Here is a 10293-nt window from a genome sequence, read left to right on the forward strand (position 1 = left end):
TGCAAATTCCGCCACCGGAAGATCGAACTTCCGCTCTTCTCGCGCATTCCAACTGGACATGCGAAGCCGCCTTCCTATCCCTTAACGTCAATTCGCCAGCCCGCGGCGGCCCCGAGGTCGCCTGTCCCGCCCGACAAACTGGAGAAGGTCCGTTCATGGCAGAAACCGCCGAAGCCCCGCGCAAGAGCAAGAAGGCCGGCCGCAGCAAGGATCCGCAAGCCGAGGCCAAGCTCATGGCGCTTGCCGGGAACCGGGTGGCGATCGAAGGCGTCTCGCCGGAGATCGACGGCGGCCGTTTCGCGGTCAAGCGGCTGGAAGGCGAGCCGCTGACGGTCTCTGCCGACATCTTCTGCGATGGCCACGACAAGATCGCTGCGGCGGTGGTCTTCGGCGCGGAGGGATCGGAGGATTGGTCCGAGGAGCCGCTGACCTTCGTCGAGAACGACCGCTGGACCGCGACGATCAGCTTCGACCGGCCAGGGCCTTACCGCTTCTCCATCATCGCCTGGCGCGACCTCTACGCGACGTGGCGGGACGAGGCGACGAAGAAGCTCGACGCCGACAAGCTGACGGACCTCGAACTCACCGAGGCGCGCGAACTCGTCGCGAAGGCGCAAGATTCCGGCCGCGGGTCGAAGGCCGAGCAGAAGGCGCTGGGCAAGCTGCTGGAGAAGCTGGAGAAGCTCGCGGGCAAGGGCGACCAGGGCGGGCAGTACCAGCTGATGCAGTCGCCGGAGACGATCGCGCTGCTCAAGGCGGCTGGCCACCGCACCAATCTGTCGCGCTATCCCGGCAACATTCCGGTGTGGGTCGACCGGGAGGCGGCCGGCTTCTCCGCATGGTACGAGATCTTCCCCCGCTCGCAGTCCGGCGACGCGAGCCGGCACGGCACTTTCGACGACGTCGTCAAGCGCCTGCCCGACATCCGCGAGATGGGCTTCGACGTCCTCTACTTCCCGCCGATCCATCCGATCGGCAGGACCAACCGGAAGGGGAAGAACAACACGCTGACGCCGAGCGCCACCGATCCCGGCAGCCCCTATGCGATCGGGTCCAAGGAAGGCGGGCACGACGCGCTGCATCCCGAGCTCGGCTCGTTCGAGGACTTCTCCCGGATGGTGAAGGCGGCGAAGGAGCACGGTCTGGAGATCGCCATCGATTTCGCCATCCAGTGCTCGCCCGACCATCCCTGGATCAAGGAGCATCCCGAATGGTTCGACTGGCGGCCGGACGGAACGATCAAGTTCGCCGAGAACCCGCCGAAGAAGTACGAGGACATCGTCAATGTCCACTTCTATCGCGGCGCGCTGCCCTCGATCTGGTATGCGCTGCGCGACATCGTCCTGTTCTGGCTCGACAAGGGCGTCCGGATCTTCCGCGTCGACAACCCGCACACCAAGCCTTTCCCGTTCTGGGAGTGGATGATCGCCGAAGTGCGCAAGGTGGATCCTGGCGCGATCTTCCTCGCAGAGGCGTTCACCCGGCCGAAGGTGATGAAGCGTCTCGCCAAGGTCGGCTACAACCAGTCCTATTCCTACTTCACCTGGCGGAATGAGAAGTGGGAACTGACGGAATATCTGACCGAGCTGACGCAGACCGAATGCGCCGAGCACATGCGGCCGAACTTCTTCGTCAACACGCCCGATATCAATCCGGTCTATCTCCAGACTTCCGGCCGCCCCGGCTTCCAGACGCGGCTGGCGCTGGCTGCGACCATGGCCGGCAATTACGGCGTCTATTCCGGCTTCGAGCTGTGCGAATATCAGCCGGTGCCCGGCAAGGAGGAGTACCTAAACTCCGAGAAGTACGAGATCCGCGCCTTCGACTGGAAGGCTCCGGGCAATATTCGGGACGACATCGCCTTCTTCAACCGGCTGCGGCAGAAAGAGCCGGCGATGCGGGATTTCCGCAATCTCCAGTTCTACAATTTCTGGAACGACCACGTTCTTTATTACGGCAAGCGGACCGAGGATCTTTCCTCGTTTCTCCTGTTCATCGTCTCGCTTGACCCGCACGCCTCGCAAGGGGGGCATTTCGAAGTGCCGCTCTGGGAGTTCGGCCTTCCCGATAATGCCTCGGTCCACGCGGAAGACCTTGTCACCGGCAACGAGTTCGCCTGGACCGGCAAGATGCAGCACTGGTGGCTGAACCCGCAGGATCGTCCATACGCTGTCTTCAAGATCACGCGCTAACCCGAGCCCGAAAGCCCGATATCTTATGAACGAATTTGTCTCCGTCGCGCCCGTCGAGCCGACAACATCCGGACCCGACCTCAAGGCCGCCGACTGGTACAAGGACGCGATCATCTATCAGCTGCACGTCAAGACCTTCGCGGATTCGAACGGCGACGGGATTGGCGATTTTCAGGGGCTTCTGGACAAGCTCGACTACATCCAGGAGCTCGGCGTCACGGCGATCTGGCTCTTGCCATTCTACCCTTCGCCGCTTCGCGACGACGGCTACGACATCTCCGACTATCGGTCGGTCAACCCGTCCTACGGCAATCTCGACGATGTCGAGCGGCTGGTCGCCGAAGCGCACAAGCGCGGCATGCGGGTCATCACCGAGCTGGTCATCAACCACACTTCGGATCAGCATCCCTGGTTCCAGACGGCCCGAAAGGCGCCGAAGGGCTCGCCCGAGCGCGATTTCTACGTCTGGGCGGACGACGACAAGGGCTACGACCTCACCCGCATCATCTTCACCGACACCGAGACCTCGAACTGGACCTGGGACCCGGTTGCCGGGCAGTATTTCTGGCACCGGTTCTTCTCGCACCAGCCGGACCTCAACTTCGACAATCCGAAGGTGATGGAGGAGGTGCTGGCGACGATGCACTTCTGGCTCGACAAGGGCGTCGACGGGCTGCGGCTCGACGCGATCCCCTATCTCGTCGAGCGCGAGGGCACCAACAACGAGAACCTGCCGGAGACGCACGACGTCCTGAAGGCGATCCGGGCCGATCTCGACAAGCACTATCCGGACCGCATGCTGCTCGCCGAGGCCAATCAATGGCCTGAGGATACGCGTCCGTATTTCGGTGAGGGCGACGAATGCCACATGGCCTTCCACTTCCCGCTGATGCCGCGCATGTACATGGCGCTCGCCCAGGAGGACCGGCATCCGATCACCGACATCATGCGGCAGACCCCGGAGATCCCGGACAATTGCCAATGGGCGATCTTCCTCAGGAACCATGACGAGCTGACGCTCGAAATGGTCACCGAGGAGGAGCGCGACTATCTCTGGCAGACCTATGCCGCCGACACGCGGGCCCGCATCAATCTCGGCATCCGCCGGCGCCTTGCACCGCTGATGGGCAACGACCGGCGCAAGGTCGAGCTGCTCAACGCGCTGCTGATGTCCATGCCCGGAACCCCCGTCGTCTATTACGGCGACGAAATCGGGATGGGCGACAACTATTATCTCGGCGACCGTGACGGCGTCAGGACGCCGATGCAATGGTCGGCCGACCGAAATGGCGGCTTTTCCCGCGCCGACCCGCAGCGGCTCTATCTGCCGGTGATCCAGGATCCCGTCTACGGCTATCAGGGGGTCAATGTCGAAGCCCAGTCGAACAATCCGGCCTCGCAGCTGAACTGGGTCCGGCGCCTGATTCAGGTCCGGCGCACCAAGGAAGCCTTCGGGCGCGGCACGATCGACTTCCTCCTTCCCTCGAACCGCAAGATCCTCGCCTATGTCCGCTCCCATGCGGACGAGCGGATACTGTGCGTCGCGAACCTCTCCGGGTCGGCGCAGGCGGTGGAGCTCGACCTGTCGGACTATGCCGGCATTGTTCCGATCGAGATGCTCGGCCTCTCGGCTTTCCCGGCGGTCGCCGCCAATGGCAATTACGTGCTGACCCTGCCGGCCTACGGGTTCTTCTGGTTCGACCTGTCCGGCAAGAGTACCGGCGATCCGAGTGCCCCCACGCCGCTGCCGGACTTCTCCACGCTCGTCGCGGGCAAGGACATCGCCTCCACCATCACACCGCGGAACAAGCGTGAACTCGAGACGGTGCTGCCGAGCTTCATCTCCGGCCGGCGGTGGTTCGCCGGCAAGACCGAGCGGCCGCGGTCCGTCAGGACGCGGGCGATCGGGCCGATCCCGAATTCACGCCGGCATCTCCTGGTCGAGGTCGAGGTCCAGGTCGGCGGCGAGACGCAGAACTACTTCCTGCCGCTGTCGACACTCTGGGGCGAGACGCATTTCGGCGCACAGGCGCCGGCACTGCCCTACACCATCGCCAAGATCCGCCAGGGTCCGAAGGTCGGCGCGGTGATCGACGGGACCCGCAATCCCGACCTTGCCGAGCTCCTGATCCAGATCATCGCCGCCGGAAAGGACATCGATCTCGGCGAGGCAAAGCTGCATGTCGAGGCCTCGGCCGCACAGCGCGAGACACTCGAACGGGCACTCGCCGTCGAGGCGGAAGCGATCGTCCCGCTCAGCGCCGAGCAGTCCAACACTTCGTTGCTGGTCGGGTCGGAAGCGATCCTGAAATATTATCGCCGGCTGCGCGACGGCATCCAGCCGGAGCTGGAGGTGACGCGCTTCCTGACCGAGAAGACCGGTTTCGAAGCGGCGCCCGCGCTGCTCGGCTCGATCGAGCTCGTCCGGGCCGACGGCAGCCGGACGGCGCTCGTCGCCATGTTCGAGCAGATCCAGAACCAGGGCGATGCCTGGACCGTCGCGACCGACGCGTTGGCGCGCTATTTGCGCGACCATGCCTACACCTATCCGCCCGTGGCGGATGATGAGGGCCAGGTCGGCGCGCTCAGCGAGCCCAAGCTCATGATCCAGATCGATCCGGGCGAGGTCCTCGGCCGGCGCACCGGCGAGATGCATGCCGCGCTGGCGACGGTCACGGGCGATCCCGCCTTCGACCCGGAGCCGGTCACGCCGCAATTCCTCGGCGAGATGATCGAGGAGGCCAAGGCGGAGGCGAGCGAGGCGCTGGCGATCCTCAAGCAATCGGCCGCCAATGCCGGCGAGGCCAATGCCGACGGCGTCGAGCGGCTGCTGGGAGCGGAGAAGGACATCCTCACCTGGTTCGACGGATTCGCCGAGCTGAAGGTGAACAGCCACCGCACCCGCATCCACGGCGACTACCATCTCGGCCAAGTCCTGGTCGCCAAGAACGACGTCGTCATCCTGGACTTCGAGGGCGAGCCGGGCCGCGCGCTGGAGGACCGCCGGCGCAAGACCTCGCCGCTGCGCGACGTCGCCGGCATGCTGCGCTCATTCGACTATGCAGCCTTCGCCGCCCGCGACAAGGCGGGCCCGGCGGACGAGGCAACGATGGAGCGCCTCGGCGAAATGGCGGAAAGCTGGCGTGATGAGACCACGCAGTCCTTTCTCGCCCACTGGAGCGAGGCATCCGGAATTTCTCTTAAGGACGAAGCAACCTCTCAGCTTCTCGACCTCTTCATTCTCCATAAGGCGTTCTACGAACTCCGCTACGAGGCGGCGATGCGACCCGCATGGCTGTCGATCCCGTTGCGCGGGATTATCGCGCTCCTCGAAAAACGGCAGGTTTTGAAATGAACATCAACACAGACACCGGCGCTGGAGGCGCCGCCATCGATCATCGTCCGGACGAGCGCCAGGCCTATGAGTTCGAACGGGGCGTCCATGGCGATCCCTTTTCCGTGCTCGGCCCGCACTTCACCGACGGTGGCGCGATCGTGCGGGTCTACCGGCCGGGGGCTCACTCGGCCCGGGTGGTCGACGCCAAGGGCAAGGAGCTCGCCGTCCTCGAAGCCTTCGGACCCGAGGGCTTCTTCTCCGGCTTCGTGCCGGGGCTCGACCAGTCCTCGGCCTATCACCTTCGCTACAGCCATGGCGGCGGCGAGGAATGGCAGGAAGAGGACACCTATCGCTTCGGCGAGATCCTCGGGGAGCAGGACGTCCATCTCCTCTCCGAAGGCAATCACTACCGTCTCTACGAAAAGCTCGGCGCGCATCCGCGCGAGATGGGCGGGGTGTCGGGCGTCGCCTTTGCGGTCTGGGCGCCCAATGCCCGCCGCGTCTCGGTCGTCGGCCATTTCAATTCCTGGGATGGACGGCGTAACGTCATGCGCCGGCGCCACGAATGCGGCGTGTGGGAGCTCTTCGTGCCGAATGTCGGCCGGGGAGAGGTCTACAAGTTCGAGCTGGTCGGCCCGGACGGCAATGTGCAGCCCCTGAAGGCCGATCCCGTCGGCTTCTATCAGGAGCAGGCGCCGTCCACAGCCTCGATCGTCGATGGCCTGATCGAGCACGAATGGAAGGATGCGGAATTCCAGTCCCATGACGCCGAGTGGCAGAACCGCGAGAAGCCGATCTCGATCTACGAGGTTCATCTCGGCTCATGGCGCCGCGGCGAAAACAACAGCTTTCTCGACTATGACGCGATCGCCCGCGACCTCGTCCCCTATGTGAAGGACATGGGCTTCACCCATGTCGAGCTGCTGCCGGTCTCTGAGCATCCGTTCTACGGCTCGTGGGGCTACCAGCCGATCGGCATGTTCGCGCCGACCTCGCGCTATGGCTCGCCCGAGGCGTTCGCCCGGCTCGTCGACGCGCTGCATCAGGAGGGGATCGGCGTCCTGCTCGACTGGGTCCCGGGCCACTTCCCGACCGATGTCCACGGCCTCGGCCGCTTCGACGGCACGTCGATCTACGAGCACCCGGATCCCCGGCGCGGCTTCCATCGTGACTGGAACACACTGATCTACGACTACGGGCGCTACGAGGTGAAGAACTACCTCGTCGCAAACGGCATGTACTGGCTCGACCAGTTCCACATCGACGGTCTCCGCGTCGACGCCGTCGCCTCGATGCTTTACCTCGACTACTCGCGCAACACGGGAGAGTGGGAGCCCAACGTCCATGGCGGCCGCGAGAACCTCGAGGCCATGGCCTTCCTGAAGGACACCAACGAGCGCGTCGGCGAGTACTTCCCGAAGGCGACAACGCATGCCGAGGAATCGACTGCCTTCCCCGACGTATCGCGCCCCACCTATGCCGGCGGCCTCGGCTTTCACTTCAAGTGGAACATGGGCTGGATGCACGACACTCTGCACTACATGCAGGAAGACCCGGTCAACCGGCGCTATCACCACCACCACATGACCTTCGGTATGGTCTATGCCTATTCCGAGAACTTCGTCCTGCCGCTCTCCCATGACGAGGTGGTCTACGGAAAGGGCTCGCTGATCGGCAAGATGCCAGGCGACCAGTGGCAGAAGTTCGCAAATCTCAGAGCCTATTTCGGCTTCATGTGGACGCATCCCGGCAAGAAGCTGATCTTCATGGGTGGCGAGTTCGCCCAGTATGCGGAGTGGAACCACGACCAGTCGCTCGACTGGCATCTCCTGGAGAATGCCGAGAACAAGGGCATGCAGCGCCTGGTTCGCGATCTGAACACCATGTATCGCGAGATCCCGGCGCTGCATCAGCTGGATTGCGATCCAGCCGGCTTCGAGTGGATCGACACGGCCAATGTCGAGCAGAGCGTGATCGCCTACCTGCGCAAGGATCGCGACGGCAAGTCGGTGCTGATCGTCTCGAACTTCACCCCGGTTCCGCGCCACGAGTACGAGGTCGGCGTGCCCTCCGGCGGTCAGTGGACCGAGCGACTGAACACTGACTCCGAAATCTATGGCGGCTCCAATGTCGGCAATATGGGTGGCAAGGAAGCCGAGGAGCATTCGGTGAACGGTCGGCCCTATTCGATCTCGCTGACCCTGCCGCCGCTCGCGACGATCGTGCTCGTCCACGAGGGATAAGGAGCCGCCTGTTCCTGCGCATATGCGTCCTGCGGAGGGCCGCAGCGATCTCGACGATCGGTGTGGCCGCCCGGGGGGCAGCCTATGCCGGATAAGCGATCTGGACCCGGTTTCGCCCGGATCGCTTGGCGCCGTACAGCGCTGCGTCCGCGACTGACAGCGACTCCCGCAGCCCTCTCGGACTGCGGATTTCGCTTATCCCGATGCTTACGGTGGCGTCGGCAGTCTTACCCCGGAAGATCCGGGCGCGTTCGGCGAAGTCCCGGCGGATCGCATCCGCGGCAAGAGCCGCATCCGCCGCGCTGCGGTCAGGCAGGCAGACCGCGAACTCTTCGCCGCCGAGGCGGCAGAAGATGTCCGCCGGGCCGAGCTTCAGCCGGACGGTCTTGCAGAAGAGGCGCAGGATCTCGTCGCCATAGGCATGGCCGAACGTGTCGTTGATGCGCTTGAAGTGATCGAGGTCGAGGACGGCGATGCTGCTGGGACTTTGTTCCGGCTGCCTGTCCGAAAGTGCAAGGGTCACGTTTTGCTCGAAGGCCCGCCGGTTGCCGATGCCGGTAAGGAAGTCGGTTTCCGCCAATTGCCGAAGGTCGCTCTCCGCGCGTTCGCGTGCCACCGCAATCAGCAGAAAGGCGATCGCGACGACGATGATGGCGGCTTCGAAAATGGCAAGGGTGAAGGCGAAGCCGGTCATCTGGTGATCGTCCAGCACGGCGCCCGGCACCGGCAGCAGCGCCACCCGCAGCGAATAGAGAAAGCCGTGCAGGGCGAAGACGCCCGCAAGGACACGGATGAAGAACGTCCGTTCGACGCCAGTGAGGAGAAGCCGGGCTCCGATGAAGGAATAGCTCGCCACGATTGCCGACTGCACGGCGATCCGGGCTTCGATCGCAGCGAAATACGGGCAGAAGAGCCAGAAGGCGAGCCAGACCAGCGGCGCGACAAGCGCAAGGAGGACGGGGTCTCTCCCCCTGGTAAACCGTGCAACGCCGCAGATGATGAAGCTGAAGCCGGCGCTCAGGAAGAGATTGCTTCCGCCGATCGCCAGCCAGTCGAGACCCGGCAGCAGGCGCAGCGGCGCCGTCCCGGCGCCCACCCCGATGCACAGGAATCCGATCGTCCACCACGCCATCGGCGCCCGGTCGAGCTTGCGTGTTTCCGCCAGGACCGCCAGAGCGGCGACGAACGCGATACCCGAAAGGACAAAGAAGATTGTGGCGACGTCGACCTTCATGACCTTCTTCGACCCAGATGCAAAATGCACCCGGGCCTACATCGCAAAGATAGAAGAAGTCTTACGAGGCTAGGCCCGCGTCAGCGGGCCGGCTGGGAGAACAGGGAGAAGGGATCCGCCTGTTCGGCCGCTGGGTCGGCCGTGACGACCTTGTTGCGGCCGCCGGCCTTGGCCCGGTAGAGGGCGGCGTCGGCCAGAGCGAGCAGCGCCTCCAGACTGTCGCCGTGGCCGGTGGAGGCGACGCCGATGCTCACGGTCGCGCCGACTGCCCGTCCGTCGACCGTCTCCGCCGCGCGTGCGAAGTCGCGGCGGATGACATTGGCGACCGCCGCAGCCTGGTTGTGCGTCTTCTCCGGCAGGAGAATCGCGAATTCCTCGCCCCCGAGCCGGCCGAAGAGGTCGTTTTCGCGAAGATGCCGCGAAACGACCGCGGCGAAAAGGCGCAGGACCTCGTCGCCAAAGGAATGGCCGTGGTCGTCGTTGAGGCGCTTGAAGTCGTCGAGATCGAGGACGAGCAGCGCGTGCTCCCGGTTCGGCCTGCCGGCGCCAAGCGTCAGGGTCATGCGGGACTTGATCGAGAAGGCGCGCCGATTGTCGATCCCCGTCAGATAGTCCGTCTCGGCGAGGCGTTTCAGCGAATTCTCGCGCCGTTCCCGGCCCGCCGACAGGAGGAGGTAACCGATCAGCACGGAGGCGAGCACCCCTTCGAACATGACCGACGTGTAGGCGAAGCCCGTCATCATGCGAATGTCGAGGACGGCGCCGTCGACGCCGGCCAAGACGGCCCGGAGCGTGAAGAGAACGGCCCTGAGGGCGAACAGCCAGCCTAGCGTGCGCACGACGGGTGAAGGCCGGGCGGTCAAAAGGAAGAGCACCGCAGCGGCCAGCGAATAGGCGGCAACGATCAGGGACAGGAACGCCACGCGCAGGCTCATGTCGTCGAACTGTGGCGCGAAAATCCAGAAGGCGACCCAGGCAATGCTCCCGCCCGGCCACCAGGCGATCAGCCGAGAACGACCGGTGAACACCGCGACGCCGGCGAAGAGGGCTCCATAGCCGCCGGCCATCAGGATGTTGCTGATACCGATCGCCAGGACGTCGAGGCCGAACTGGCGGAGCGGCGTCAGCGTGCTCCCGACGGCGATGGCCAGGAACGCCGAACTCCACCACGCCAGCGCCTTTTCGCGCCCCTTGCACCATTCCGCCAGCAGAGCACCTGCGGCAATAGCGCAGGTCCCCGCCAGAAGCAGGACCATGGTGGTGACGTCGAAATGCATGACTCCCCGC

Annotated in this window: 5 protein-coding genes; 3 read left to right on the forward strand and 2 right to left on the reverse strand. The window is 64.5% G+C overall.

Annotated features, from left to right (window positions below):
• Nucleotides 1-155: 155 nt before the first annotated feature.
• The 3 genes from LH400_RS16535 to glgB are packed head-to-tail and all read left to right on the forward strand — an operon-like array spanning nt 156 to nt 7772.
• Nucleotides 156-2192, forward strand: a complete 2037-nt coding sequence (locus LH400_RS16535) for an alpha-1,4-glucan--maltose-1-phosphate maltosyltransferase (RefSeq protein WP_229153950.1) — start codon at nt 156-158, stop codon at nt 2190-2192.
• A 25-nt stretch (nt 2193-2217) separates the two neighbouring features.
• Nucleotides 2218-5547 (forward strand): maltose alpha-D-glucosyltransferase, encoded by a 3330-nt coding sequence (gene treS, locus LH400_RS16540; RefSeq protein WP_229153952.1) that lies wholly within the window; start codon nt 2218-2220, stop codon nt 5545-5547.
• Nucleotides 5544-7772: a 1,4-alpha-glucan branching protein GlgB gene (gene glgB, locus LH400_RS16545; RefSeq protein ID WP_229153953.1), complete on the forward strand. Its 2229-nt coding sequence runs from the start codon at nt 5544-5546 to the stop codon at nt 7770-7772. Before treS ends, glgB begins: the two co-directional genes overlap by 4 nt.
• Nucleotides 7773-7854: 82 nt before the next feature.
• Here glgB and LH400_RS16550 read toward each other — a convergent pair whose 3' ends face one another.
• Together LH400_RS16550 and LH400_RS16555 are read right to left on the reverse strand one after the other, a co-directional pair.
• Nucleotides 7855-9006 carry a GGDEF domain-containing protein gene (locus tag LH400_RS16550; RefSeq protein ID WP_229153954.1) on the reverse strand — a complete coding sequence of 384 codons (1152 nt, stop codon included), beginning with the start codon at nt 9004-9006 and terminating at the stop codon, nt 7855-7857.
• A gap of 80 nt (nt 9007-9086) precedes the next feature.
• Nucleotides 9087-10283 carry a GGDEF domain-containing protein gene (locus LH400_RS16555; RefSeq protein ID WP_229153955.1) on the reverse strand — a complete coding sequence of 399 codons (1197 nt, stop codon included), beginning with the start codon at nt 10281-10283 and terminating at the stop codon, nt 9087-9089.
• Nucleotides 10284-10293 lie beyond the last annotated feature (10 nt).

Origin of the sequence: Jiella soli, from assembly GCF_020615385.1 — a bacterium.
GTDB lineage: Bacteria > Pseudomonadota > Alphaproteobacteria > Rhizobiales > Rhizobiaceae > VKMB-3413.

Excerpts from the sequence above, each read along its gene's own strand:
- LH400_RS16535 (WP_229153950.1), top strand. The coding sequence starts at position 156 with ATGGCAGAAACCGCCGAAGCCCCGCGCAAGAGCAAGAAGGCCGGCCGC.
- treS (WP_229153952.1), top strand. The coding sequence starts at position 2,218 with ATGAACGAATTTGTCTCCGTCGCGCCCGTCGAGCCGACAACATCCGGA.
- glgB (WP_229153953.1), top strand. The coding sequence starts at position 5,544 with ATGAACATCAACACAGACACCGGCGCTGGAGGCGCCGCCATCGATCAT.
- LH400_RS16550 (WP_229153954.1), bottom strand. The coding sequence starts at position 9,006 with ATGAAGGTCGACGTCGCCACAATCTTCTTTGTCCTTTCGGGTATCGCG.
- LH400_RS16555 (WP_229153955.1), bottom strand. The coding sequence starts at position 10,283 with ATGCATTTCGACGTCACCACCATGGTCCTGCTTCTGGCGGGGACCTGC.